Origin of the sequence: Amaricoccus sp. (assembly GCF_047602525.1) — a bacterium.
Classification (GTDB): domain Bacteria; phylum Pseudomonadota; class Alphaproteobacteria; order Rhodobacterales; family Rhodobacteraceae; genus Amaricoccus.
Map to the genome: position 1 here is coordinate 1,259,487 of NZ_JASGHB010000001.1, position 22,674 is coordinate 1,282,160.

The window sequence follows — 22,674 nt, forward strand, 5'->3', positions numbered from 1 at the left end:
TTGGTCGTGTTGCGGATATGCCGCGCCCCGGGCGCGGCAATCTGTCCCAGGCTTGCCGATCGGGACGACGCACCCAAGATCCTCCGGCAACGGTGGTCCTTGGCGGGTGACACGGCGATGATGCGGTTTGGTCTGGCGGCACTCCTGATCTTCGGACTCGTGGGCACGGGCGCACGGGCGGACGATCGGGAGAAATGCTTCGGCGTCGCGGCGGCCGGCAAGAACGACGGCCTGTCCGGGGGGCCCGGCAAGAGCACGGTGGATTTCCAGGGAAATGCCTGGGTGTGGGTCCCGGCCGGGACCTGCGCCACACGCACCCTGCCGGTGCAGGGCGATGGCACGCCGCGCCGCGGTGCGATCAGGCCGCTCGCGCGCGACCCGGGGTAAGCCCTCCCGGAGGTGGGCTCAGGGCATGTCGAGCGTGACGGGCGCCGGGCAGGCGCTGGCGCTCGCCGCGTCGTAGCCACGCGCGAAGGCCTGCGCCCGGTCCTCGCGGGTGCCCGCGGCGAAGGGGTCGAGTTCCGGCGCAATCGGGTGCCCGGCGTCGGCGAATGCCGCCGCGACGTTGCGGGCCGACTGGACCAGCGCCCCCCAGAAGCCGTTCGGCACCGCGCCGAGGCTCTCCTCCGCCGACCGCGCCCAGGCGCCGGTCAGGCAGTCCGCCTGCAGCGCCAGCCCCTTGGCGATCTCGGCCCGCCGCGCCTTGCGCGCGCCGATCATGTCGAGCGCGGCCGAATCGAGCACGCCGGCCTCGCGCTGGCGATGCTCCGCCGCAAGCCGCGCCGCCACCAGCGCCACGCCGAGCTCGGCGTTGTCGCGCAGCCGCGCGGCGAGAGCGTCGAGATAGCCGAGGTCGACCGCCGCCACCCCGCTCTCCGGGCAGTAGAATACGCCCCGCCCGTCGAGCCCGGTCACGCAGACCGACGAGGTGGCGCCACGAAAGACGACGAATTCGGCGCGCGCGGCCCCATGCACGGCGCGGCCGGTCGCGGCGTCGGCGTCGGTGAATGCCGCCTCGGCCCGACGGGCCAGCGCATCGCTGCTGATCCCGATCGCGACGGGTGGCGGCATCACGCGAAGCGGCGCCGCGACCCATGCCCAGACCAGCCCGAACGCCGCGAGGCCGCCCGCCAGGGCAAGCGCCGACAGCAGGCGCCTCCGGCCGTGGCCGCGCAGCCTGTCGATCCTCTGCATGTCCCGATCCCCTCCCGATGCCGCAAGACGCCAGCGGAACGGTCTTGACGCACCGCACGCTGGCGTGGTGGTTGGGGCAACTCTGACGCAAAGGTCTGAAACAAGTGCTACGACGGCTCTATGACTGGACGCTGTCGCTCGGATCGTCGCGTCATGCGGTCTGGGCGCTCGCGGCGGTCAGCTTCATCGAGAGTTCGATCTTCCCGATCCCGCCCGACGCGCTGCTCATCCCGATGATCCTGGCGGATCGGTCGCGGGCATGGCGGCTGGCGGCGATCTGCACGGTGGCCTCGGTAATCGGCGGCTTTCTCGGCTACGCCATCGGCTATTTCGCCTTCGACGCCATCGGCGAGCCGCTGCTGCGCTTCTACGGCATCACCGAACAGTACCAGCGCCTCGAGGAGCTTTATGCCCACTACGGCGCGTGGCTCATCATCATCAAGGGCGCGACGCCGATCCCGTTCAAGCTGGTGACGATCGCGAGCGGCGCCTTCCACTTTCCGCTGCTCACCTTCGCGATCTCGGCGGTGATCTCCCGCGGCATCCGGTTCTTCCTGATCGCCGGGCTGCTGTGGCGCTATGGCGAGTCGATCCGCGATTTCATCGAGCGCCGCCTCGGCCTCGTGTTCAGCCTCGCCGTTGCCGCGGTCCTTGGCGGCTTTCTCATCGTCGGAGTCCTGCGATGACCCCTGTGCAGCTTCGGACGCTCGGGCCCTTGCTCGGCTCTCTCGCGCTCCTCCTCGGGGCGTTCGGGTTCCAGTATCTCGGCGGCCTGCAGCCCTGCCATCTCTGCCTGCTGCAGCGCTGGCCGCACGGGGTCGCCATCGGGCTCGGCCTCGTCATCCTCGCCTGGCCGGCGCGAGGACTCGCGCTCCTCGCCGGGCTTGCGGTGCTGGTCGGGGCGGGGATCGCCGGCTATCACGTCGGCGTCGAGCAGCACTGGTGGCCCGGCCCGACGAGCTGCACTGCGGCGGCCCCCGGGGCGGGCGATGCGGGCGCGCTGCTCGACCAGATCCTTGCGACGCCGACCGTGCTCTGCGACACCATCGCCTGGAGCTGGCTCGGCATCTCCATGGCCGGCTGGAACGCGATCGCCTCGCTCGTCCTCGCCTGGCTGTGGTTTCGCGCCTACGCCTCCAGCTCGGCGTCCCAGTAGAGGAAATCCATCCAGCTCTCGTGCAGGTGGTTCGGCGGGAACTTCCGGCCGGTGTTCTGCAACTGCTCCGGCGTCGGCCGCATCGGCCTGCGCCGCAGCGTCATCCCGGCCTGCTTCAGCGACTTGGAGCCCTTGTGCAGGTTGCACGGGCCGCAGGACGCCACGACGTTCTCCCAGGTGGTCCGCCCGCCCTTGCAGCGCGGCACCACGTGGTCGAAGGTCAGGTGCTCCCGGCTGCCGCAGTACTGGCAGGTGAACTCGTCGCGCAGGAACAGGTTGAAGCGGGTGAACGCGCTGGTCCGCGCCGGCTTCACGTAGTCCTTCAGCACCACGACCGAGGGGATGCGGAACGCGAGCGAGGGCGAGTGCACCAGCGTATCGTATTCCGCAACCACGGCCACCCGGTCGAGCACCGCCGCCTTCACGGCCTCCTGCCAAGGCCAGAGCGACAGCGGCAGGTAGGAAAGCGGTCGAAAGTCGGCGTTCAGCACCAGCGCCGGGTGGTCCCGGAGCGCGCCGGGATGCCGGACGAAGCTGGGCATGTGCGTGCAGTGCAGCATCGGAGCATCCTCGTCGGGGCCGGTGCGGGCTCGCCGTGGGGTACGGCGCTTCGGCACGACCACCTGCAGGCTACATCTCGTCGCCTTTTGCTGACAAGCCTCTACATAGAGACGATTTTGTGAAATCGAGCAAAGTTCTACCGGATTTCGCCCCCACCGCAGCGCGAGAGAGAGGCATCCGGCCCTTGCCGCGGGCGTCACGGACTGGCTAGCTCTGCATCGTGGCGGCCCGGGCGGACGGGCCGGGGAGGGGCGGATGGAGCGACGCAGGCTTGGGAGCGCGGGGCCGGAGGTTTCGGCAATCGGCGTCGGCGCGATGTCGTTCGGCGGCTTCTACGGCCCGACGACGGAGGCCGACTCCCACGCGCTGCTCGCGGCGGCGCTGGATTTCGGGATCGACCATGTCGATACCGCCAACGTCTATGGCATGGGCGTGTCGGAGAGCGTCATCGGCAGCTTCCTGCGCGGCCGCAAGGGGCCGCCGCCGTTCCGCATCGCCACCAAGGGCGCGATCACCCGCGACGCGGAAGGACGGCGGCGCTTCGACAATTCCGCCGCGCACCTCGCCGCCGAGCTCGACGCGAGCCTGAAGCGGCTCGGCGTCGAGGCGGTCGATCTCTACTACGTCCACCGGCGCGACCCGGCCGTGCCGATCGAGGCGGTGGCTGAGACGATGGCGGGACTGGTCAAGGCCGGCAAGATCCGGGCGGTCGGGTTTTCGGAGATCGCCCCGTCCTCGCTGCGGCGGGCGGCGGCGGTGCATCCGGTCGCGGCGGTGCAGTCGGAATACTCGCTCGCCACCCGGTCGCCGGAGCTGGGCCTGGTGCAGGCGTGCGAGGACCTCGGCGTCGCCCTCGTCGCCTTCTCGCCGGTGGCGCGCGCGCTCCTGACCGACAGCCCGCCCACGCCGGAACGTGCGGCGGCGTCCGACTTCATGGCGTCGAACCCGCGGTTCTCCCCGCCGAACCTCGCCGCCAACCTGGCGCAGACCGAGCGCTTCCGCCGGCTCGCCGCCGACAGGGGCACCAGCGCCGCGGCCCTCGCCATTGCCTGGCTGCTGGCGCGCAGCCCGTCGGTCATCCCGATCCCCGGCACCCGCAGCGTCGGCCACCTGAAGCAGCTCGCGGCCGGCGCCGAGCTGGAACTCGACGCGAGCGACATCCGCCGCATCGAGGCGGCGCTGCCGGTCGGCTGGGCCTGGGGCGACCGCTATTCCGACGAGCAGTCGGTCGGGCCGGAACGCTACTGCTGAGGCGGGTCTTCCGGCGGGCGCGGCTTGTTCCGGTCCGGGTCGAAGTCGAAGAAGAAGCCGTAGGCCGCATACGCGGCCAGCCCGAGAAAGATCGTCCCCCAGAACGGCGACCCGGTGGTGAACTCCAGCACGCCCCAGCCTGCGGGGAGCAGGGTGAAGAGCACCCGTGTCCAGAGCGGCCGGAACCAGGGATGATCGGTGTCGAGAAACTTCTTCACGCGCGGCGGCCCTCTCCCTCGTCGGGGTGCGAGGGTAGCGAGCCGGCCGACGCGTTGACAACCCCGGACGGGCGCGAGACTGTCGCAGCCGGGCAAGCCCCCGGGAGTGCAGGATGAGCGACGACCCCTACGCCGCGCTCGGCGTGTCGAAGTCCGCGACGCAGGACGAGATTCGCAAGGCATACAAGAAGATTGCCAAGGAAAGTCATCCTGACCTGAACCCGGGCGACGCCCGGGCCGCGGATCGCTTCAAGGCGGCGGCGGCGGCGCACGACCTCTTGAAGGACGCCGAGCAGCGCGCCCGCTTCGACCGTGGCGAGATCGACGCGCAGGGCCACGAGCGCCCGGAGCGGCGGTTCTATCGCGAGTACGCCGAGGGGCCGGAAGCGACTTACCGCAGCTCGCGCGGTTACGAGGATTTCGGCGATTATTCGGACGTCTTCTCCGACCTGTTCGGCCAGCGTGCGCGGCAGGGCGGCGGGCAGGGTGGCGGGCGCGGGCAGGGCATCCGCATGCGTGGTCAGGACCGGCAGTATACCCTTGAGGTCGAGTTCCTCGAGGCGGCGAAGGGCGGCACGCGGCGGATCACCCTGCCGGGCGGCGGCGCGCTCGACGTGCAGATCCCCGAGGGGATCGCCGACGGCCAGACGCTGCGGCTCAAGGGCAAGGGCGGCGAGGGCATCGGCGGCGGCGAGGCGGGCGACGCGCTCGTCACCATCATGGTCGCGCCGCACGCCTGGTTCACCCGCGACGGCGAGGACATCGGCCTCGAGCTGCCGATCTCGATCGACGAGGCGGTGCTCGGCGCCAAGGTCGAGGTGCCGACCATCGACGGCCCCGTGGCGCTGTCGATCCCGAAGGGCGCGTCGAGCGGCCGGGTGCTGCGACTGCGCGGGCGCGGGGTGCGCAAGCGCGACCGGACGGGCGACCAGCTCGTCACGCTGCGCATCGTGATGCCGCCAAAGGTCGACGACGAACTGGAGACGTTCTTCAAGGCGTGGCGCGAGACGCACGGCTACGACCCGCGCAAGGGGGTGGTGTCATGATGAGGCTTTATTCCGAGACCGAGGTGGTCGCCCGTGTCGAGGGGCTGACGGTGGCGCGGCTGCGCGCCTTCGTCGCTGCCGATTGCGTCCGTCCCTCCGAGGCGGAGGGCGAGGTCGGCTATGCCGAGGCCGATCTCGCGCGCCTCGCGCTTGCCGCCGAGCTGGCGCAGGATTTCGATCTCGACCCCGACGCCTCGGCGATGGTGCTGGGCCTCGTCGACCAGATCCACGGCCTGCGCCACGCGCTGCGCCGCCTCGGCGATGCGGTCGGCGCCGAGCCGGAGGAGATCCGCACCCGGGTGCGCCTGCGGCTGCGAGAGCCGGCGGGCGGCTGACTACCGCACCGCGCCGTGGTAGAAGAACATGCCGAGGCCCATGGTGAAGATGATGAGCCCGCAGATCGCGTGCATCACCCACGCCTGCGCAAATCCGCCCCGGCCGAGATAGCCCCGCGCGAACAGCAGCCCGCCGACGAAGGTCATCGACAGGGTGACGGGGCTCCAGAACAGCAGGTGCGCCAGCGCGAACACGCCGCCATTCACCAGCACCGCGACCCGCCTGTCGGGAAAGAGCGCGCCGTAGCGGCGGAAGAACAGCGCGCGGAACACGATCTCCTGCGGCAGGGCCGACAGGATCGGATAGAGCACCATCAGCAGCAGCCAGAACCCCGGCACCCGCCGCGGCAGCCGCAGCAGCGACTCCGGCACGAGCCACAGCACGAACCCGAGCGAGGCGACCGCCGTCAGGGCCGCCACGAGCCCGATCTCGCGCCAGTCGAGGCTGCGCCAGCCGTGCCCGAGCTCTCTCCAGCGAAAATCCGGGGTGACGCGCAGCAGGCCGATCGCCGCGGCCGTGACCCCGAGAAACAGCGGGTGCAGCCAGCTCGGCGGCAGGGCCGTGGCGAGAACGACCGGGGCGGCGAGGTAGATCAGCGCGAACTCGACGCCGAGCCGTGCCCGCCGCGTCGGGGCCTGGGGAGATGCGATCGCCAACCCGGCTCCTCGCGCCCGCGCCTCGCGGCTATTGCTCGGAGAACTTGATCGAACTCGCCGCAACCGCAGGCGTCGACCACGTTCGGGTTGTTGAACTTGAACCCGGATTCGATCAGCCCGGCGGCATAGTCGATCTCGGTGCCGAACAGGAACATCTGCGCCATCGGCGCGATCATCACCCGCGCGCCGTTGCTCTCCACCACCTCGTCGTGGGGATTGATCTCGGAGGCGTATTCCATGGTGTATTCCATGCCGGCGCAGCCGCCCTTGCGGACGCCGATCCTGAGCCCCTTGGTCTCTCCGCCCGCCATGAGCCGGGCGATCTGTGCCTCGGCCGCGGGGGTCATCGTCACCGGGGGCTTGCCGGGAATGCCGAACATCGCGCCTCACCTGTCGCTGGTTGTCGTCGCTCTAGGTAGTGCCGTGGGGCCCCGGGCTCAAGGGTGCAGCGCGGCAAGGATCGCATGCGTGCCGAACGCGACCCCGAGGCCCCAGCCGAAGCTGGCGAGCGTGCCGATGATGACGTACTCGCTCACCCGCCGGTCGTGCTCCCGGGCCATCTCGCCGAACCGCAGCAGCGACTTGGCGGCGATCAGGAAGCCGATGCCGTCGGGCTGGCCCACCAGCACGAAGAGCAGGATCAGCGCCCGTTCCAGCCGGCCGATCAGGCGGCCGGCGGCCGCGAGGCTGGCCGGATCCTCGATGGCGAAGTCGCGGGTGATCGCCTGCACGGCAAACCCGCCGGCGACCACCGCGGCGATACCGCCCCCCGCCACCGTCATCAGCGTCGGCAGGAGGCCGAGCGAGGGGGCGAGCACCGGCAGGCCCCACAGCCCGCTGCCATAGGCGGCGGGCCAGAGCGCCGCGCCGAGCCAGATCGCCCCGCCATGCGCCGCCTGGTCCGCGGCGAAACCGGCGAAGCCCGGGCCGCCCCAGGCGAGCTTGGTCCGGTCGATGACGAGATGCAGCCCGGCGGTCAGCGCGATCAGCCCCGGGGCGGGCGCAAGGCCCAGCGCCGCCCAGCTCGCCGCCGCGACGATCAGCCCGTGCAGAAGCAGCGCGCGCCACCGTCGGGCCGGATCGCGCTTGGCCGCCACCAGCCGGTCGGGTTGCAGCACGAAGTCGGCGACCAGATGCGCCAGTCCGAGGGCGATCGCGGTCTCAAGCATGGCGGCGATACACCGTCATTCGGTTGTATCGCCAATAACAACGCCATGGGGTTGTAACCCGCATCACAACACCTCGACGGCCGCCAGCGCCCGCTGCAGCGCCCAGTCGCCGCCGCCGCTCAGCCGCTTGGCGATCGCCTGCTGGCTGACGCCGTGCTGCGCCGCCAGCGCCTCCTGCCGCTCCTCGCCGGGGGCGAGCGCCTCGATCAGCACCTCGGCCTGCCGCGGCGTCCAGAGGCGGGAAATCTCGTCGGCCAGCGCGAACACCGCGCCCACCACCGGGGCCGCGGCGGGCGGATTAGCCCAGGCGACACCAAGCTGCTGCACCCGGGCCATGCGGTCGAGGCCGCGGCCGGAGACCTCGAACGCGGGGCCCGACGCCGCTCCGAGATCGCCCGAGGCCGGCACGCTGCCCGGGCCGATGCCGACGGAGATGCGGGTCTCGACCTCGCGCTCGGCGGCGCGCAGATGCGCCCGCAGGAACAGCGCGGCGCGCAGCGCGCGGGCGGGCGAGGGAGCCAGGCATTGCCAGCCGTCGCCGCGGAACCGGGCGAAATGGTCCGGGCCCGCGTGTTCCCAGCGCGCCATGGCGGCCGCCCCGCGGGCGAGTGCGGCCATCGCGGCGTCGAGGGTCGCGGTGCTGAGGCGGGAGGAGCGGACGATGTCGCCGGTCAGCACCGCGAGCGCGGCCCCGTCGGCGGGCGACTGAGGTTGAGGGTGCGGCATGGGCGCGGGAAGGGCGCCTACATGAAGCCGAGTTCGAGGCGGGCCTCGTCGGACATCATGTCCATGCCCCACTGCGGATCCCAGACCAGATCCACATCGACCTGCCGGACGCCGGGGACGGCGGAAATCGCGTCCTGCACCCAGCCGGGCATGTCGCCGGCGACCGGACAGCCGGGCGCGGTCAGGGTCATCGTCACGGCCACGTCGCCCTCGTCGAGGATCTCGACCGTGTAGACGAGGCCGAGGTCGAAGATGTTGACCGGAATCTCCGGGTCGTAGACCGTCCGACAGGCTTCGACCACCGCGTCATAGAGCGGATGCCCGGTGGTGGAGGGCCGGATGAGCGGTACGCCCTCCGTCGGAGGCTCGACCTCGGCATTCATGCGAAGACCCCTTCCCGCGGGCCAGTAGATACCCGAGCAGTTATATAGAGAATCCCCCGCTCCGGTAAAGGCGTGGCCGCGTCAGAGGTCGAGCGGCCGCCGCTTTGCCAGCCGGTCGAAGGCCACGAGATCGGCGAGCAGCGCAGGCATCGCGTCGAGCGGGATCATGTTCGGCCCGTCGGAGGGCGCGTGGTCGGGATCCTCGTGCGTCTCGATGAAGACCGCGGCGACGCCGATCGCGAGCGCCGCGCGCGCCATGACGGGCGCGAACTCGCGCTGTCCGCCGGAGGAGCCGCCCTGTCCGCCCGGCTGCTGCACCGAATGGGTGGCGTCCATCACCACCGGATAGCCGGTGCGCGCCATGATCGGAAGGCTGCGCATGTCCGCGACCAGCGTGTTGTAGCCGAACGAGGCGCCGCGCTCGCAGAGCAGGATGCGCTCGTTGCCGGTGGAGGCGATCTTCTTCGCGACGTTGGCCATGTCCCAGGGCGCGAGGAACTGGCCCTTCTTGACGTTGATCGCCGCGCCGGTCGCGCCGGCGGCGAGGAGCAGGTCGGTCTGGCGACTGAGAAAGGCGGGGATCTGCAGGACGTCGACGCCGGCATCGGCGGCGGGGGCGCAGTGCTCGGGCAGGTGGACGTCCGTCAGCACCGGGCAGCCGAAACGGGACTTGACCTCGGCGAGGATCGCGAGGCCCTGGTCCATGCCGATGCCGCGCTCCGCCCCGATCGACGTGCGGTTCGCCTTGTCGTAGCTGCTCTTGTAGATCAGGCCGAGGCCGAGGGGGGCGCAGATCGCGGCCAGCCGCTCGGCAACCATCAGCGCGTGGTCGCGGCTCTCGATCTGGCAGGGGCCGGCGATGAGCGTGAAGGGTGCCCGGTTCGACACCTCGAGATCGCCGATACGGACGGCGCGGGCTTCGGTCATCGTCTTCCCCTCCCTTGCGTGCGAGAGAGTCCGTCGCGATCCGCCACTGGCCCTCCGGGCGCATCCCTAGCCCACGCCACGGCGGCCTGCAAACCCCGGCCGGCGCCCCCTCGGGTGGGAGGAGGCGCCGGGGGTCTTTCGTCAGTTCGACACGGTGGCGATGCCGAGGGCGTCGCGGATGGTGAAGAACAGGTCGGTCTGGTCGGTCAGGCCGGTGACGTTGGCCGCGCCCGGCCCGAAGGCGGCGATGCGCAGCTGGGCGCCGGTGTGCTCCTGGTCGTCCTGGTCGTCGGAGTTGCCGTAGCTCACCGACATCACCGTGCCGTCGGCGGTCTTGATCGCCTGCGTCAGCCCCGGCGCCTTGACGTCGTTCGGGATGATCTGGCTGGCGTGGGCGTGATCGGCGGTGACGATGACGAGGGTGTTGCCGTCCTTGCGCGCGAAGTCGAGCGCCGCCTGCACCGCCTCGTCGAGGTCCACCGTCTCGCCGATCTGGCCGCAGGGATTGGCGGCGTGGTCCTGCTTGTCGATCGAGGCGCCCTCGACCTGCAGGAAGAAGCCCTTGCCGTTGGCCTCGAGCAGGTCGATCGCCTTCGTGGTCATCTGCGCCAGCGTCGGCAGGTCGGCGGTGCGCTCCGGGTTCGGCTGGCATTCGACCGCCGCCTGTTCGACGCTGCCGTAGTGGACCGCCTGCGGACCCTTCCAGCGGATCGGCATGTTGCCCGGCGCGAACAGGCCGAGCAGCGGCTGGGCGTCATTGGCGCCGTTCACCGCCTGCAGCTGGTCGAGGGTCTCGACCAGCTGGTAGCCACGGGCCTTGGCCTGTTCGATCAGGGTCTTGCCCTGCCAGTCGCCGGCGCGGGCGGTGTCGTCGAAGTACTTGCGGCCGCCGCCCAGCGTCACGTCCGGGCGGGTGGCGAGCAGCTGCTCGGAGATCGAGCCGAGGCCGCCCTGTTCCAGCACCTCGGTCGGGCACTTCTCGGCGGTCGAGGTCGGGTTGTAGCACTTGCGGCCGGTGACGTGGGCGACCTGCACCGCCGGGGTCGCGTCCTGGATTTCCGCGGTCGAGACGTCGCCGGTGGCGAGGCCCGCGGCCTTGGCCAGCTCGATCAGGGTCTTCTGCGGCTTGCCGTGGATGTCGACGGAGATCGCGCCGTTGAACGTCTTGGTGCCCGTCGCCCAGGCCGAGCCGGACGCGGCGGAGTCGGTGACGTAGATCGGCTTGCCGTCCTTGTCGATCGAGTAGTGGGTGTACTGGCCGGTGACGGGCAGGGCGTCGATGCCCTTGAACGCGTTGCCGGCGCCGAGCGCGACGTTGCGGGCGATGGTGATCTCGGAATCGCCCATGCCGTCGCCGATCAGCAGGATGACGTTCTTCGCCGGGCCGTCCTTCAGCTCGGCGCGGAACGCCTCGGTGATGTCGCCGGACAGGCGGCGGGCGCCGCCCTGGACGCTGATGTCGCCCTTGTGGGTGCGGTCGAGCAAGGCGCTGTCGTCGGCCTGGGCAAGGGCGGCGCCGGCACCGACGCAGAACAGGGGCAGCGCGGCGAGGCAGGTGGTGCGGAGGCGGAAGCGGATCGCGGACATGGGGGGCCCCTTTTTCGATGCGGCGGAGAGGTGCGGGCCGCCTGCGCGAACCGCACCGATCGAGGGTGGAGCTAGGCGTGCGCGGTGACGGCAGAGCGACGGTGCCGCGACAGTTCCGTGACGCGTGCCCTCGGGGAGACCGCCCGGAACCTCTGCGGCTCGATCCGACCGGCTACACACACCGCGGGGGCGCCGACCGCAGGCGGACCCTCAGACAGTCCCTCACGGGTCCGGCGCCTGCCGGCGCAGCCAGGCGACGAAGGTCTTCACCGAGCGGCGCATCACGCCCGGGCGGGTGACGATGTAGTAGCCGGTGCCGGGCTCCACATCCTCGAACAGCGCGACGACCCGGCCGGACGCAAGCTCGCGCTCGACGACAACGCGCGAGGCGAGCGAGACGCCGTCGCCGTTGCGCACGCCCTCGAGCACCAGATGACCGGGCAGGTGGATGACCGAGTCCTTCCGCGGCGCGATGACCCCGCGATCGCGCAGCCAGTTCGACATCTCCGACGTGCCGAGTTCCTGTAGCCACGGCAGCCCGAGGATGTCGCGCGGCTCGCGGATCGTCCGGTCGGCGAGCAGCGAGACGGCGCCGACCAGCACCATCGACGTCGGCACCAGCAGCTCGACGTCGAGCCCGCGCCAGTTGCCCTTGCCGAAGCGGATCGCCACGTCGACCCCGCCGGGCTCCAGCGCCACGAGCTGCGAGGTCGGGTTCAGCATCAGCTCCACCCCCGGGTGCAGATGGCGGAATTCCGACAGACGCGGCATCAGCCAGTTGGCGGCAAAGGCCGAGGTGGTCGTCACGTAAAGCGGCCGCCCGTCGGCGCCGGTCAGCTCCTCGACGGCCTGGGCGATGCCGGCGAACGCGCCGGCGAGCGCCTGCGCCAGCCCCTCGCCCTCGGGCGTCAGCCGGCCGCGGGCGCCGCCGCGCACCACGAGCAGCACGCCGAGCCGCTCCTCCAGCGCCCGCACCTGCTGGCTGACCGCCGCGTGGCTGACGTTCAGCGCCTCGCCCGCCCGGGTGAAGCTGCCGGTCTCGGCCAGGGCCGCGAAGGCCCGCAGCGCACTGAGGGGCGGGAGGCTCTGCCAATGCATGTCTGTAATGTCACCTTACAGGTTGGATTTCTTCCTGAGTGGCCGTGCCGGGTCGAAAGATACATGTTCGTAGCACGAAATCGGAATCGCAGGGAAGGAACCGGCGCCATGGACATCTTCGCAAAAACTTTCATGACCGCCACGCTGCTCGACCCGACCCCTCGCGCCCGCACGCCCCGCGCGACGTCCCGGCACGGGTCGCGCTGGGTTTCGTGGCTGACGCGGAGGGGACGGTGATGGCCTCGATCGCACGGAACCCGAAGCGCCTCTTCCGGCCGGTCCGCTGGCTGCAGGGCCTTCTCGGGCAGGCCAATCACGCGCACGCCTCGCGCCGCTCGGCGCGCCGGCTGGAGGCGCTGGGGGACCACGAGCTGGCCGACATCGGCCTCACCCGGGCGGACGCCGAGATGCTTGCCCGCAATCCCGACGTGCTGCCCGACCGGCTGCGCCGCTGAGCCGGCGGCAGCGGTCTCCCTCGCGTCAACCGCGGGGATACCGCTTCGATGCCTCGAGCGTGTCGAGGTTCATGTGGTTGCGCATGAACCGTTCGCCCGCGTTCCAGCGCGGCTGGTGGTCCCAGGAGGTATAGGCGCCCTGGCGCAGGGCCTCGTAGACCACCCGGCGCCGGGCCTGACTGGCCCGGACGGCGGCGTCGTAGGCCGCGAGGTCCCAGCGCGCCCGGGCCTTGGCGAGCAGCGCGTCGAGGGTGCCGGCGTGGGCCGGATCGTCCGCAAGGTTCTGCGTCTCGCCCGGATCGGCCACGACATCATAGAGCAGCGGCGCGTCGGTCAGCGCGAGCGACAGCTTGAAGCGGCCGTCGCGCAGGCAGACCATCGGGCTCTCCGAGCCCTCGGCGGCGTATTCCATCGGCACCGGCCCGCGGCCGGCAGCACCGGCGGCAAGGCTCTCGCCGTCGACGAAGGGCGCGACCTCGGCAGCCGGGATGCCGGCGAGCGCGGCCAGCGTCGGGCAGATATCGAGCGTCGAGACCGGCTGCGGCTCCAGCCCCGGCGCGATCCCCGGCCCGGCCAGCAGCAGCGGCACGCGCGCGGCCCCCTCGCGGAAGCTCATCTTGAACCACAGGCCGCGCTCGCCCAGCATGTCGCCGTGGTCGGAGGTGAAGACCACCACGGTGTCGTCGGTAAAGCCGCAGCGGTCGAGCACGCCGAGGAGCGCGCCGATCTGCGCGTCGACGTACGAGATGTTGGCGAAATAGCCGCGGCGGGCGGCGCGGATGTGCTCGGGCGTGATCTCGGTCGCGGTGTGGTCGCAGGCGACGAGCAGGCGCCGGGAATGCGGGTCGAGGTCGGCGAAGGCGATGGCGGGCTCGGACGGGTCGAGGGCGGGGCAGTCCTCGTAGAGATCCCAGAAGCGGCGCCGCGCGACGTAGGGGTCGTGCGGATGGGTGAAGCTGACGGTCAGCGCCCAGGGGCGCGGGTCGGCGCGGCGGGCGAGGTCGTGCAGCCGCTGGGCGGCGAGAAATGCAACTTCGTCGTCATATTCGAGCTGGTTGGTGATCTCGGCCACGCCGGCGCCGGTAACGGATCCCATGTTGTGATACCACCAGTCGATCCGCTCGGCCGGGTGCGCATAGTCCGGGGTCCAGCCGTAGTCGGCCGGGTAGATGTCGGTGGTCAGCCGTTCCTCGAAGCCGTGCAGCTGGTCGGGTCCGACGAAGTGCATCTTGCCGGACAGGGAGGTGAGATAGCCGGCGCGGCGCAGGTGATGCGCGAAGGTCGGCAGATCGGGCGAAAACTCCGCGGCGTTGTCGTAGGCGCCGGTGCGCGACGGCAGGCAGCCGGTCATGACCGAGGCGCGCGAGGGGGCGCAGAGCGGGCTGGCGCAATAGGCGGTGCCGTAGCGGCGCGAGCGGGCGGCGAGGGCGGCGAGGTGCGGCGCGTGCAGGAAGGGGGCCGGGCCGTCGGGGAACAGGGTTCCCGCAAGCTGGTCGACCATCAGGATCAGGAAGTTGGGGCGGGACATGCGTGGGCTCGTGACGACTGACGCGGCGGCGGGGCGCGGGTAGGGTGGGTGGGTCAGCCCACCCGCCCGACGGGCGTCAGAGGCCCAGCGACTTCTGGACGGCCGGCAGCCCCGGCTCGCCGGAGAAGGTCGTGACACCGGCGAGCCAGCCGTCGAGCACGTCCGCGTGCTGCCGGAGATAGCTCTTGGCGGCGGCGCTGGGGTCCTCGTCGGCAATGAGCGCCATCATGTCGTTCTCCATCTCGACGGTGAACTTCAGGTTCCGGAAGAACGCCGCGGCGTTGGGGCATTTCTCCGACCAGCCGGTGCGGGCGAGGGTGTAGACCTCGGCGCCGCCGTAGTTCGGGCCGAAGTAGGCGTCGCCGCCGGAGAGATAGGTGATGTCGAACTGGTTGTTCATCGGGTGCGGGGCCCAGGCGAGAAAGACGATCCAGTCGTCCGACTTCTGGGCGCGCTTGACCTGCGCCAGCATCGCCTGCTCGCCGGACTCGACGACCGACCAGCCCTTGAGGCCGAAGTCGTCGGCCGCAATCATCTTCTGCAGGTTCTGGTTCGCCGGCGCGCCGCTCTCGATGCCGTAGATCTTGCCCTTGAACTTCTTGGTATTGGGGGCGAGGTCCTTGAAATCCTTCACTCCGGCCTCGGCGACATAGCTCGGCACGGCGAGGGTGAACTTCGCGCCCTCGAGGTTCCGGGCCAGCACCTCGACGGCGTTGGCCTTGTCGAGGTCGTCGCGGAAGTGCTGCTGCGCGGGCATCCAGTTGCCGAGGAAGACGTCGAGATCGCCGCTCTTCAGCGCCCCGTAGCCGATCGGGACGGACAGCGACTTCACGTCCTGCTTGTAGCCGAGCGCGCTCAGAACCACGCCGGCCAGCGCGTTGGTCGAGGTGATGTCGCTCCAGCCCGGGTCCGACATGCGGATGGTCTGGCAGGCCGCGTCGTCGGCGGCCACGGCCGGGCCGGCCAGGGCGAGGATGGCGGCCGCGAACAGGGCGGCGAGGCTGGATTTCATGGGCTGGGCTCCCGGGCTGGCGTCTGGGGTCGACGGGCGAGCGTGACACTGCGCCGGGCACGGGCGCGCACGCAAGCGGCACTTCCCGGTCAGGGGGCGACATTCCTGGCGGGACACGGATTTGTCCGATGCGCGCCGGGCGATCGAATGTCGCCGCACAGGCGTTTGAAATCCGGGCCAAGTTCACGCGGCTTTCGCGCGCGTGCGGTGGCGGCAGTCGCGGGAGAAGGGGGGTGGGCGAGTGGCCCACCCCGCCAGCGCGTCAGGAGAGCAGGCGCGCCTTCTGTTCGGCGAACTCCTCGGCGGTGAGGATGCCGGACGCGTGCAGATCGGCGAGCTGCTTCAGGCGGGTGATCGCGTCGTCGGTCATCGCGACCGGCGCCTCGGGCACGACGGCGACAGGCACGGCGGCGGCGGCGGGCACGGCGGCGGCGGCGGGCGCGGCGGCAGCTGCGGGCGCACCGCCCATCTGCCGGGTCGAGACCTTGTTCGAGACCGCGGTGGCGGTGGCCGAAATGACGGCCGTGCGGGCGGCGGTCTGGGCGGCGCGTCCGATCAGGCTGGGGCGGCCGCGGCGGGATCCGAGCATCGTTTCAGTCCTTTCAGAAGGAATCGGCGGCGGCGAGGAGGCTCGCGCGGGCGTCGGCGATCACCGCGTGCGGGATCCGCTCCGAGAGGAGCAGCTGGCCGTGTGCCGCGCGCACGGCGCCGGCGAGCCGCGTCGCCCAGACGTGTTCGAAGAGAATCGCCGCCGCGGTGCTGGCGAGCGGCAGGTCGATCGCGATCTCGTCGAGATCGGCCTCGGACAGCAGGCCGCGGATGCCGCCGTCGAGCTTGATGAAGGCGGCCGCGACCTCGGGCGAAAGCTCCTGAATCTCCAGGATCGTGACGGTGCCGTCGGCGTCCTTGGACACCACCGCGATGTCGATGATCCGGACGGTGCCGCTGTCGAGCAGCTCCTGCAGCGCCGGGGCGATCTCGCCGGTGAAGCGGTTGCCGTCGAAGCCGATGACGATGAATTCGACCGGGCCGAGGGCCGGGGTTTCGGATGGAGCGGTCATGCGCGTCCTCGCGTTGCGGGGCGTCGGTGTGGCCCCGAGGCGCTCGATAGGACCCGCAGGCGCGCCGGACAAGGGAGGAAACCTCGGGAGCGGTGAAACACGTTGCCGCGCCTGGGCGTGCCGTCCGCGCGGGTCAGGCGGCGGGTTCCTCGGACGCACCGCGCTCGCGGTAGGGCGTGGTGCGATAGAGCGCCCGGTAGCACTTGGAGAAGTGCGACGGCGAGACAAAGCCGCAGGCCATGGCAACGGAGATCACGCTCATGTCGGTCTGCATCAGCAGGTTGCGGGCGCGGGCGAGACGAAGCTCCATGTAGTACCGCTTGGGGCTGCGGTTGAGATAGCGGCGGAACAGCCGCTCGAGCTGGCGCGTCGACATGCCGGCGTCGCGGGCGAGCAGCATCGGCGAGACCGGCTCCTCGATCGCCTCCTCCATGCGCTGGATCACGCCGGCGAGCTTCGGGTGGCGGATGCCGATCCGGGCGGGGATCGACAGGCGCTGCTCGTCGCGGTCGGAGCGGATCGAGGTGTGGATCATCTGGTCGGCGACCAGCGTGGCGAGCGCCGGCCCGTGGCGCATGGCGATGAGCTTCAGCATCAGGTCGGTCGAGGCGGCACCGCCCGCGGCGGTGTAGCGGTCGCGGTCGATGACGAAGACGTTGTGGGTCAGCTCGATCTCGGGGAACTCCTCCTCGAAGCCGTCGCGGTTCTCCCAGTGGATCGTGCAGCGCCGGCCGTCGAGCAGGCCGGCCTCGGCGATGACCTGCGCCCCGGTGCAGACGGCCCCGACCGCAAGGCCGCGGCGCGCCTCGCGGCGCAGCCAGGTCAGCACCGGCCGGGTGATCGCCTGCCGCACGTTGACGCCGCCGACGACGATGACGGTGGTGTTCGTCTCCAGCGCCTCGAGCCCCGCCTGCGGCTCGATCGCGACGCCGTTCGAGGCCGCGACCGGCCGTCCGTCCGGGGTGACGACCCGCCATTCGTAGAGCGTGCGCCCCGACATCCGGTTGGCCAGCCGCAACGGCTCGATCGCGCCGGCGAAGGCGATCAGGGTGAAGTTCTCGAGCAGCAGGAAGACGAAGCGATCGGGGCGGGTGTCTGGCGATGCGGTCATGGCGATTCGCGGGCTGGCCGAAACAGCAGGCCCCGTGCGAGGGGGTATGGTCAAGCCTCGGCGAAGGCATTAAGAGCGGCGCCACCCTGAAAGCCCGGAGCAAAGCCCATGTGCGCCGACTGGACCCGATCCGCGTGGAGGACGCGCCCGCGGATCCAGATGCCCGACTATCCCGACACCGCCGCGCTCGGCGCGGTGGAGAAGAAGCTTGCGTCGTACCCGCCGCTGGTCTTCGCCGGCGAGGCGCGCAAGCTCAAGGCTCAGCTCGCCGAGGTGGCCGAGGGCCGGGCGTTCCTGCTGCAGGGCGGCGACTGCGCCGAGAGCTTCGGCGAGTTTTCCGCCGACAACATCCGCGACACCTTCAAGGTGATGCTGCAGATGGCGGTGGTGCTGACGTTCAGCGCCAAGTGCCCGGTGGTGAAGATCGGCCGGATGGCCGGCCAGTTCGCCAAGCCGCGTTCGGCCGCGACCGAGACGGTGGGCGGCGTGGAGCTGCCGTCCTACCGCGGCGACATCATCAACGGCTTCGACTTCGACGGGGCCTCACGGGTGCCCGACCCGGACCGGATGCTGCAGGCCTACACCCAGGCGGCCGCGACGCTGAACCTGCTGCGCGCGTTCAGCCAGGGCGGCTATGCCGACATCACCCGGGTGCATTCCTGGACGCTCGACTTCACCGCCGGCCAGCCGGGCTATGAGCAGTACCACAAGCTCGCCAACCGGATCTCGAACTCGTTCGACTTCATGGCCGCCGCCGGGGTCAATCCGCAGACCGCCAACTCGCTGCACCGGGTCGATTTCTACACCTCGCACGAGGCGCTGTTGCTCGAGTACGAGGAGGCGCTCTGTCGCATCGATTCCACGACCGGCGTGCCGGTGGCGGGCTCGGGGCACATGATCTGGATCGGCGACCGCACCCGGCAGGTCGACGGCGCGCATGTGGAATTCGCCCGCGGCGTGCAGAACCCCATCGGCCTGAAGTGCGGGCCCTCGATCACCGACAGCGACCTACTGAAGCTGGTCGACAAGCTTAACCCGCGCAACGAGGCCGGGCGGCTGACGCTCATCGCGCGCTTCGGCGCGGGGCAGGTGGCCGAACACCTGCCGCGGCTGATCCGCGCCATCGAGCGCGAGGGGCGCAAGGTCGTCTGGTCGTGCGATCCGATGCACGGCAATACCGTGAAGTCGGCGACCGGCTACAAGACCCGGCCGTTCGACCGGGTGCTGCGCGAGGTGCGCGAGTTCTTCGCGATCCATGCGGCGGAGGGGACGATCCCGGGCGGCGTGCATTTCGAGATGACCGGGCAGGACGTGACCGAATGCACCGGCGGCGTGCGGGCGGTGACAGACGAGAACCTGCGCGACCGCTATCACACCGCCTGCGACCCGCGGCTCAACGCGGCGCAGTCGCTGGAGCTGGCGTTCCTCGTCGCGGGGATGCTGCACGACCGGCTGCAGGCGCAGCGCGCGGCGGTCTGAGCCTTGGGCGAGGTGCTGGTGCTGACCGCGGCGGCGGGAGTTCCCGACGCCGCGGCGGCAGGTGTGGCCGGCCGGGCGACGCGGCTCGCGCCCGGTGCGATCGAGGTGGCGCTGGACCGGCCGCTGCCGGCGGGGTTCGCGGTGCCCGGGGTCGACGCCAACGTGGTGCCGGCGGAGAGGCGGCGGAAGCGGCTGCTGATCGCCGACATGGATTCGACGATCATCGGTGTCGAGTGCATCGACGAGCTGGCGGATTTCGCCGGGGTGAAGGCCGAGGTGGCGGCGATCACCGAGCGGGCGATGCGGGGCGAGCTCGACTTCGAGGCGGCGCTCGATGCGCGGGTGGCGCTGCTGGCGGGGCTGCCCGAGTCGGTGCTCGGTGAGTGCTATGCCGAGCGGGTTCGGCTCAACCCGGGCGCGCGGACGCTGGTGCGCACCATGGCCGCGCTCGGGGCGGAGACCGCGCTGATCTCGGGCGGGTTCAGCTATTTCACCGGCCGGGTGGCGGCAGACGCGGGGTTCGCGCGCAACCAGGCCAACACGCTTCTGGTCGAGGGCGGGCGGCTGACCGGACGGGTGGCGCGGCCGATCCTCGGGCGGGCGGCAAAGCTGGCGGCGCTCGAGGCGATCACGGCGGAGCGCGGCATCGGGGTGGCGGACGCGATCGCGGTCGGTGACGGGGCGAACGACCTCGACATGGTGCGGGCGGCGGGGATCGGCGTCGCCTATCACGCCAAGCCGGCGCTGGCGGCGGAGGCGGACGCGCGGCTCGAGCACTCGGACCTGACGGCGCTCCTCGCGCTGCAGGGCATCGCGGCCGACGCCTGGGTGGACTGAGACTCTTCGGGGGAACAACGAAGCGGGGGCATCGAGCCCCCGCTCCGTCGTCGCGGGCTGGCGCGCGCGGACGCTCGTCGGCGGCGTTCGGCGAGCGACCGGAACGCGGGGACGCGGGCCTTGCCCGCGATGCGGTGCGCGCGGTGCGCGCTGGTCTTTCTTTGCTGGTTTTCCGGCTGTGGCCGGAAAACGACTGCTCTCCAGGTTTCAAGGCCGTATGAAAACCCGAAGGGACGCGGACCCGGGGTCAGTCGGGAACGCGCTGGAGGGTGCCGGGGCCGTTCGAGTCGAGGGATTCGGCGGTCAGGCTGCTGGCGCGGCCGTCGGCGCCGATGGTGAAGTGCAGGGCGGCGGGGGCCTGCGGCATCTCGGGGTCCGACACGTAGAGGAACAGATCCCGGTCGAGATGGCGCGGCGGGTAGGGGCGTCCCTGCGGGCCGAGGTGCAGGACGAGGCCGGTGTCGCCCTCTGCGGTGATCGTCGCGGTGCCGGCATAGGCGTTCTGGTAGCGGCCGAGGCAGGCGGCCGCGGGCAGGGCGGGCGTCGCCGGATCGGGGGCGTGGGCATACATCGCCTCGGTTGCCGCGATTTCCGGCCCGAACAGTCCGGCGTAGGCGGCATCCCACGGCGTCAGCCAGTCGCGGCTTACCGCGCCGTCGAACACCTGGTCGAAGAAGCTGTCGGCCAGCGCCTCGGGCGCGCCGCTCGGGAAGGCGCTGGCGAGCACGACGATGCCGATGTCGGCATCGGGGTAGAGGGTGACGAGGGTACGGGCGCCCTGGCTGAACGCGCCGGCCTGACCCCACGACAGGCCGTGCCGGCCGAATTCCACGTTCCAGCCGAGACCGTAGAACGAGGTCGCGCCGGTCACGGGGTTCGGGCCGCGGGCAAACAGCGGCGCGTGCGTCGCGGCCAGCGTCTCGGCAGAGATCGCGGGCGGCCCCGCGAAGGTCCCCTGGGCCAGTTCGAGGCGCATCCATTGCGCGAGGTCGCGCACCGAGGAGCAGGCGCCGCCCGCGGGCGCCTGCGGGTCGGCGTCGCGTTCGAGCCTGGCGGTCCAGGCGCCATCGACCCGGATGTGCAGCGCGGCGCGGTTCGGCCGTGCCCGGAAGTCGTCGTAGCGCGAGCTGGTCGCGGTCATGCCGAGCGGGGCATAGAGCGCGGTCTCGGCCACATCGGCCCAGGGCTTGCCGGTGGGGCGGGCCGCGGCCGTGGCGCCGAGGGTGAAGCCGGCGTTGGAATAGGCGTAGCCGGCACGGAAGCTCGATGCCGGCGGGATCAGCGGGATGCGGTCCCGGATCGCCGCCATGTCGTAGCCGATCGACTCGAGGTCGTCGCCAGCGGTGCCGGGCAGGCCGCTGCGGTGGTTCAGGAAGTTGCGGATCGTCACTTCCGTGGTCGGGTAGGCGTCGTGGAGCTGGATGTCGGGCGCGATCGTGGCCACCCGGTCGCCCCACTCCACCACCCTTTGCGTCACCAGCGCGGCGATCACCGTCGAGCTGAGCGGCTTCGACATGGATGCGAGCTGGACACCGTGTCAGCGTCCACCCGCTCGGGCTGGCCCATGGCGCGCACGCCGAAGCCGCCGAGGACCGCGACGCGCGGCACCCGGCCGGCCGAGGCCGGCAGAGCGGCGAAAGCGAGGAGGAAGGCGGGGGCAAACGAAGCGCGCATGTGGGGCTCCCGGGAAGCGACGGTCCGCGGGGAGATCATGCACCGGCGCGGGCGAAACGCCCAGCCGGGTTCGGCGGCAGGCGCGGCGCCGCGAGGGCGCCGCGCCCCTGGCAACTCAGTTGCGCGACTTGTCGACCATCTTGCCCTTGCCGATCCAGGGCATCATGCCGCGCAGCCTCTCGCCGACCTGCTCGATCTGGTGCGCGTCGTTGCGGCGGCGGGTGCCCTTGAAGAACGGCTGGCCGACGGCGTTCTCCTGCATGAAGTCGCGGACGAAGCGGCCGGTCTGGATGTCCTCCAGGATCGCCCGCATCCGCGCCTTGGTCTCCTCGCGCGGCAGCACGCGCGGGCCGGAAACGTATTCGCCATACTCGGCGGTGTTCGAGATCGAGTAGTTCATGTTGGCGATGCCGCCCTCATAGATGAGGTCGACGATCAGCTTCACCTCGTGCAGGCACTCGAAATAGGCCATTTCGGGCTCGTAGCCCGCCTCGACCAGCGTCTCGAAGCCCATGCGGATCAGCTCGACGAGGCCGCCGCAGAGCACGGCCTGCTCGCCGAACAGGTCGGTTTCGCATTCCTGCTTGAAGTCGGTCTCGATGATGCCCGACCGGCCGCCGCCGATGCCCGAGCAATAGCTCTTGGCGATCTCGAGCGCGTTGCCGGAGGCGTCGTTGTGGACCGCCACGAGGCAGGGGACGCCGCCGCCCTTGACGAACTCGCCGCGCACGGTGTGGCCGGGGCCCTTCGGCGCCATCATGATGACGTCGACGCCCGGCTTCGGCTCGATCAGGCCGAAATGCACGTTGAGGCCGTGGGCGAAGGCGATCGCGGCGCCCTCGCGCAGGTTGTCGTGGATGTACTTCTTGTAGGTCTCGGCCTGAAGCTCGTCGGGCATCGTCATCATGATGACGTCGGCCCATTCCGCCGCCTCGGCGATCCCCTTGACCTTCAGGCCCTCGGCCTCGGCCTTCTTCGCCGAGGGCGAGCCCTCGCGCAGCGCGACGGCGACCTTCTTGACGCCGGAATCGCGCAGGTTCAGCGCGTGGGCGTGGCCCTGGGAGCCATAGCCGACGATGGCGACCTTCTTGTCCTTGATGAGATTGATGTCGCAATCGCGATCGTAATAGACACGCATTCGGGTTTCTCCCCCTTCGGTAAGATGGGCGGACAATACGCCGGTGCCGGCACGCCCGCGCGGGTGAAAGT

The 22,674-nt window shown here is 71.0% G+C and carries 26 protein-coding genes and 1 pseudogene; 9 read left to right on the forward strand and 18 right to left on the reverse strand.

Annotated elements, in window-relative coordinates:
- Window positions 1-120 precede the first annotated feature (120 nt).
- Window positions 121-387 (forward strand): DUF2282 domain-containing protein, encoded by a 267-nt coding sequence (locus QM699_RS06660; protein WP_415010385.1) that lies wholly within the window; start codon window positions 121-123, stop codon window positions 385-387.
- Window positions 388-405: 18 nt separating this feature from the next.
- Here the strand turns inward: QM699_RS06660 and QM699_RS06665 are convergent, their stop codons facing one another.
- Complete coding sequence (locus QM699_RS06665; RefSeq protein WP_415010386.1) at window positions 406-1,194, reverse strand: neutral zinc metallopeptidase; 789 nt, start codon at window positions 1,192-1,194, stop codon at window positions 406-408.
- Window positions 1,195-1,298: 104 nt separating this feature from the next.
- On the opposite strand from QM699_RS06665, the gene QM699_RS06670 reads away from it, so the two are divergent.
- Window positions 1,299-1,880 (forward strand): YqaA family protein, encoded by a 582-nt coding sequence (locus QM699_RS06670; RefSeq protein WP_415010387.1) that lies wholly within the window; start codon window positions 1,299-1,301, stop codon window positions 1,878-1,880.
- Complete coding sequence (locus QM699_RS06675; RefSeq protein ID WP_415010388.1) at window positions 1,877-2,350, forward strand: disulfide bond formation protein B; 474 nt, start codon at window positions 1,877-1,879, stop codon at window positions 2,348-2,350. The genes QM699_RS06670 and QM699_RS06675 overlap by 4 nt, the downstream gene beginning before the upstream one ends.
- Here QM699_RS06675 and QM699_RS06680 read toward each other — a convergent pair.
- The gene (locus QM699_RS06680; protein ID WP_415010389.1) at window positions 2,323-2,910 is read right to left on the reverse strand and encodes an HNH endonuclease; all 588 of its coding nucleotides are present in this window, start codon (window positions 2,908-2,910) and stop codon (window positions 2,323-2,325) included. The two genes, QM699_RS06675 and QM699_RS06680, sit on opposite strands and share 28 nt — an antisense overlap.
- A 256-nt stretch (window positions 2,911-3,166) precedes the next feature.
- Here QM699_RS06680 and QM699_RS06685 point away from each other — a divergent pair, with 256 nt between their 5' ends.
- Window positions 3,167-4,162, forward strand: coding sequence for an aldo/keto reductase (locus QM699_RS06685; protein ID WP_415010390.1), 996 nt, complete (start codon window positions 3,167-3,169; stop codon window positions 4,160-4,162).
- Here QM699_RS06685 and QM699_RS06690 read toward each other — a convergent pair.
- On the reverse strand, window positions 4,153-4,380 hold the full coding sequence (locus QM699_RS06690; RefSeq protein ID WP_415010391.1) for a DUF3329 domain-containing protein: 228 nt from the start codon (window positions 4,378-4,380) through the stop codon (window positions 4,153-4,155). The two genes, QM699_RS06685 and QM699_RS06690, sit on opposite strands and share 10 nt — an antisense overlap.
- A 113-nt stretch (window positions 4,381-4,493) precedes the next feature.
- Here QM699_RS06690 and QM699_RS06695 point away from each other — a divergent pair, with 113 nt between their 5' ends.
- A complete protein-coding gene (locus QM699_RS06695; protein WP_415010392.1) occupies window positions 4,494-5,426 on the forward strand; it encodes a DnaJ C-terminal domain-containing protein in 933 nt (310 codons plus the stop codon).
- Complete coding sequence (locus tag QM699_RS06700; protein WP_415010393.1) at window positions 5,423-5,761, forward strand: hypothetical protein; 339 nt, start codon at window positions 5,423-5,425, stop codon at window positions 5,759-5,761. Before QM699_RS06695 ends, QM699_RS06700 begins: the two co-directional genes overlap by 4 nt.
- Here the strand turns inward: QM699_RS06700 and QM699_RS06705 are convergent, their stop codons facing one another.
- From QM699_RS06705 to QM699_RS06740, 8 genes and pseudogenes are all read right to left on the reverse strand, one after another.
- Window positions 5,762-6,418, reverse strand: a complete 657-nt coding sequence (locus QM699_RS06705; protein WP_415010394.1) for a CPBP family intramembrane glutamic endopeptidase — start codon at window positions 6,416-6,418, stop codon at window positions 5,762-5,764.
- Between the two features lie 53 nt (window positions 6,419-6,471).
- A pseudogene (locus QM699_RS06710) lies at window positions 6,472-6,798 on the reverse strand (HesB/IscA family protein); the annotation flags it as partial.
- A 57-nt stretch (window positions 6,799-6,855) separates the two neighbouring features.
- Window positions 6,856-7,587, reverse strand: a complete 732-nt coding sequence (locus QM699_RS06715) for a DUF3307 domain-containing protein (RefSeq protein ID WP_415010395.1) — start codon at window positions 7,585-7,587, stop codon at window positions 6,856-6,858.
- 63 nt (window positions 7,588-7,650) lie between these two features.
- Window positions 7,651-8,313 carry a hypothetical protein gene (locus QM699_RS06720; RefSeq protein WP_415010396.1) on the reverse strand — a complete coding sequence of 221 codons (663 nt, stop codon included), beginning with the start codon at window positions 8,311-8,313 and terminating at the stop codon, window positions 7,651-7,653.
- 17 nt (window positions 8,314-8,330) lie between these two features.
- The gene (locus QM699_RS06725; protein ID WP_415010397.1) at window positions 8,331-8,696 is read right to left on the reverse strand and encodes an SUF system Fe-S cluster assembly protein; all 366 of its coding nucleotides are present in this window, start codon (window positions 8,694-8,696) and stop codon (window positions 8,331-8,333) included.
- A gap of 81 nt (window positions 8,697-8,777) precedes the next feature.
- Window positions 8,778-9,623: a 3-deoxy-8-phosphooctulonate synthase gene (gene kdsA, locus QM699_RS06730; protein WP_415010398.1), complete on the reverse strand. Its 846-nt coding sequence runs from the start codon at window positions 9,621-9,623 to the stop codon at window positions 8,778-8,780.
- 141 nt (window positions 9,624-9,764) lie between these two features.
- Entirely contained in the window at window positions 9,765-11,210 is a 1,446-nt protein-coding gene (gene phoA, locus QM699_RS06735; RefSeq protein ID WP_415010399.1) for an alkaline phosphatase, read from the reverse strand.
- A gap of 222 nt (window positions 11,211-11,432) precedes the next feature.
- Window positions 11,433-12,308, reverse strand: a complete 876-nt coding sequence (locus QM699_RS06740; protein WP_415010400.1) for a LysR family transcriptional regulator — start codon at window positions 12,306-12,308, stop codon at window positions 11,433-11,435.
- A 236-nt stretch (window positions 12,309-12,544) separates the two neighbouring features.
- On the opposite strand from QM699_RS06740, the gene QM699_RS06745 reads away from it, so the two are divergent.
- Window positions 12,545-12,763 carry a DUF1127 domain-containing protein gene (locus QM699_RS06745; RefSeq protein WP_415010401.1) on the forward strand — a complete coding sequence of 73 codons (219 nt, stop codon included), beginning with the start codon at window positions 12,545-12,547 and terminating at the stop codon, window positions 12,761-12,763.
- Between the two features lie 25 nt (window positions 12,764-12,788).
- On the opposite strand, the gene betC is transcribed toward QM699_RS06745, so the two are convergent.
- From betC to QM699_RS06770, 5 genes are all read right to left on the reverse strand, one after another.
- A complete protein-coding gene (gene betC / locus QM699_RS06750) occupies window positions 12,789-14,291 on the reverse strand; it encodes a choline-sulfatase (RefSeq protein WP_415010402.1) in 1,503 nt (500 codons plus the stop codon).
- A 76-nt stretch (window positions 14,292-14,367) separates the two neighbouring features.
- Window positions 14,368-15,303 carry a choline ABC transporter substrate-binding protein gene (choX, locus tag QM699_RS06755; protein WP_415010403.1) on the reverse strand — a complete coding sequence of 312 codons (936 nt, stop codon included), beginning with the start codon at window positions 15,301-15,303 and terminating at the stop codon, window positions 14,368-14,370.
- A gap of 262 nt (window positions 15,304-15,565) precedes the next feature.
- Complete coding sequence (locus tag QM699_RS06760) at window positions 15,566-15,892, reverse strand: SHOCT domain-containing protein (RefSeq protein WP_415010404.1); 327 nt, start codon at window positions 15,890-15,892, stop codon at window positions 15,566-15,568.
- A 13-nt stretch (window positions 15,893-15,905) separates the two neighbouring features.
- Window positions 15,906-16,364: a DUF6325 family protein gene (locus QM699_RS06765; protein ID WP_415010405.1), complete on the reverse strand. Its 459-nt coding sequence runs from the start codon at window positions 16,362-16,364 to the stop codon at window positions 15,906-15,908.
- Window positions 16,365-16,497: 133 nt separating this feature from the next.
- Complete coding sequence (locus tag QM699_RS06770) at window positions 16,498-17,475, reverse strand: GlxA family transcriptional regulator (protein WP_415010406.1); 978 nt, start codon at window positions 17,473-17,475, stop codon at window positions 16,498-16,500.
- A 108-nt stretch (window positions 17,476-17,583) separates the two neighbouring features.
- On the opposite strand from QM699_RS06770, the gene QM699_RS06775 reads away from it, so the two are divergent.
- Together QM699_RS06775 and serB are read left to right on the forward strand one after the other, a co-directional pair.
- On the forward strand, window positions 17,584-18,954 hold the full coding sequence (locus QM699_RS06775; protein WP_415010407.1) for a class II 3-deoxy-7-phosphoheptulonate synthase: 1,371 nt from the start codon (window positions 17,584-17,586) through the stop codon (window positions 18,952-18,954).
- Window positions 18,955-18,957: 3 nt separating this feature from the next.
- Window positions 18,958-19,791, forward strand: a complete 834-nt coding sequence (gene serB / locus QM699_RS06780) for a phosphoserine phosphatase SerB (protein ID WP_415010408.1) — start codon at window positions 18,958-18,960, stop codon at window positions 19,789-19,791.
- Window positions 19,792-20,038: 247 nt separating this feature from the next.
- On the opposite strand, the gene QM699_RS06785 is transcribed toward serB, so the two are convergent.
- Window positions 20,039-21,307, reverse strand: a complete 1,269-nt coding sequence (locus QM699_RS06785; RefSeq protein WP_415010409.1) for a serine hydrolase — start codon at window positions 21,305-21,307, stop codon at window positions 20,039-20,041.
- Between the two features lie 273 nt (window positions 21,308-21,580).
- Complete coding sequence (gene ilvC, locus QM699_RS06790; RefSeq protein ID WP_415010410.1) at window positions 21,581-22,603, reverse strand: ketol-acid reductoisomerase; 1,023 nt, start codon at window positions 22,601-22,603, stop codon at window positions 21,581-21,583.
- Window positions 22,604-22,674 lie beyond the last annotated feature (71 nt).

Bases quoted from the DNA above. Each gene is read 5' to 3' on its own strand.
- QM699_RS06660 (WP_415010385.1), top strand. From the start codon at position 121: ATGCGGTTTGGTCTGGCGGCACTCCTGATCTTCGGACTCGTGGGCACG.
- QM699_RS06665 (WP_415010386.1), bottom strand. From the start codon at position 1,194: ATGCAGAGGATCGACAGGCTGCGCGGCCACGGCCGGAGGCGCCTGCTG.
- QM699_RS06675 (WP_415010388.1), top strand. From the start codon at position 1,877: ATGACCCCTGTGCAGCTTCGGACGCTCGGGCCCTTGCTCGGCTCTCTC.
- QM699_RS06680 (WP_415010389.1), bottom strand. From the start codon at position 2,910: ATGCTGCACTGCACGCACATGCCCAGCTTCGTCCGGCATCCCGGCGCG.
- QM699_RS06685 (WP_415010390.1), top strand. From the start codon at position 3,167: ATGGAGCGACGCAGGCTTGGGAGCGCGGGGCCGGAGGTTTCGGCAATC.
- QM699_RS06695 (WP_415010392.1), top strand. From the start codon at position 4,494: ATGAGCGACGACCCCTACGCCGCGCTCGGCGTGTCGAAGTCCGCGACG.
- QM699_RS06700 (WP_415010393.1), top strand. From the start codon at position 5,423: ATGATGAGGCTTTATTCCGAGACCGAGGTGGTCGCCCGTGTCGAGGGG.
- QM699_RS06715 (WP_415010395.1), bottom strand. From the start codon at position 7,587: ATGCTTGAGACCGCGATCGCCCTCGGACTGGCGCATCTGGTCGCCGAC.
- QM699_RS06720 (WP_415010396.1), bottom strand. From the start codon at position 8,313: ATGCCGCACCCTCAACCTCAGTCGCCCGCCGACGGGGCCGCGCTCGCG.
- QM699_RS06725 (WP_415010397.1), bottom strand. From the start codon at position 8,696: ATGAATGCCGAGGTCGAGCCTCCGACGGAGGGCGTACCGCTCATCCGG.
- kdsA (WP_415010398.1), bottom strand. From the start codon at position 9,623: ATGACCGAAGCCCGCGCCGTCCGTATCGGCGATCTCGAGGTGTCGAAC.
- phoA (WP_415010399.1), bottom strand. From the start codon at position 11,210: ATGTCCGCGATCCGCTTCCGCCTCCGCACCACCTGCCTCGCCGCGCTG.
- QM699_RS06740 (WP_415010400.1), bottom strand. From the start codon at position 12,308: ATGCATTGGCAGAGCCTCCCGCCCCTCAGTGCGCTGCGGGCCTTCGCG.
- QM699_RS06745 (WP_415010401.1), top strand. From the start codon at position 12,545: ATGGCCTCGATCGCACGGAACCCGAAGCGCCTCTTCCGGCCGGTCCGC.
- betC (WP_415010402.1), bottom strand. From the start codon at position 14,291: ATGTCCCGCCCCAACTTCCTGATCCTGATGGTCGACCAGCTTGCGGGA.
- choX (WP_415010403.1), bottom strand. From the start codon at position 15,303: ATGAAATCCAGCCTCGCCGCCCTGTTCGCGGCCGCCATCCTCGCCCTG.
- QM699_RS06760 (WP_415010404.1), bottom strand. From the start codon at position 15,892: ATGCTCGGATCCCGCCGCGGCCGCCCCAGCCTGATCGGACGCGCCGCC.
- QM699_RS06765 (WP_415010405.1), bottom strand. From the start codon at position 16,364: ATGACCGCTCCATCCGAAACCCCGGCCCTCGGCCCGGTCGAATTCATC.
- QM699_RS06770 (WP_415010406.1), bottom strand. From the start codon at position 17,475: ATGACCGCATCGCCAGACACCCGCCCCGATCGCTTCGTCTTCCTGCTG.
- QM699_RS06775 (WP_415010407.1), top strand. From the start codon at position 17,584: ATGTGCGCCGACTGGACCCGATCCGCGTGGAGGACGCGCCCGCGGATC.
- QM699_RS06785 (WP_415010409.1), bottom strand. From the start codon at position 21,307: ATGTCGAAGCCGCTCAGCTCGACGGTGATCGCCGCGCTGGTGACGCAA.
- ilvC (WP_415010410.1), bottom strand. From the start codon at position 22,603: ATGCGTGTCTATTACGATCGCGATTGCGACATCAATCTCATCAAGGAC.